Origin of the sequence: Aeromonas sp. S12(2024) (genome assembly GCF_041402305.1) — a bacterium.
Taxonomy (GTDB): Bacteria; Pseudomonadota; Gammaproteobacteria; order Enterobacterales; family Aeromonadaceae; genus Aeromonas; species Aeromonas veronii.
Window position 1 is genome coordinate 1 of the sequence record NZ_JBGLRB010000047.1, and the last position, 685, is coordinate 685.

Sequence of the window (685 nt, forward strand, 5' to 3'; positions counted from 1 at the left end):
GCCACGCCGTTGCTTCAGCGCTTTCTTGAACGCCATTGCCACCGATTCGGCATGCATTCCTTCGTGCACGTGATGGCCCACTATCTTGCGTGAGTACGCATCCGTCACCAGGCTCAGGTACAGCGGCCCGCTCCTGGCGGGCAGATAGGTGATATCTGCGACCCAGACCTGCTCCGGGGCCACCGGTGTAACCTGCTCTGGCCCCGCCTTGAGCAAGTTGGGATGACGGTAGAAACGGTGAAAACTGTGGGTGGTCTTGTGATACGCACGCCTGGGCAGCACCAGCAGGCGGTGCTCGGCCAATATCTGAAACAGCCTGTCCCGCCCGACCTTAAGCCCGCCATCATCCTGACCCTGCAGTAGATAATGCAGCTTGCGAGTGCCCACCCGAGGTTGTCGCAGTCGAACCTGACGCACAAAACGCACCACCTGCAGTCCTTGTGCATGGCGCTCGTCGGCGACCCGATTGCGCTTGTAGTAAGCCTGCCGGCTTATCCTCAGAAACAGGCAAGCCCTGACAATGGTTAGTCTCTCGACTTGCCGCTGCGAGAGGACTTGCCGGGTCGCTTTTTTACGATGGAGACGCCGTAGTCATTCTTCAGTACATCGACGACGGCCTCAAAGAACTGGGCCTTCTGACTCATCAGCGCCAGCTGTTGCTCAAGTTCCTTGATGCGCTGTTCGG

1 pseudogene is annotated in these 685 nt (G+C 58.8%); it reads right to left on the reverse strand.

The annotated features are described in order from the left end of the window. Positions 1-685, reverse strand: a pseudogene (locus ACB035_RS20465) (DDE-type integrase/transposase/recombinase); the annotation flags it as partial.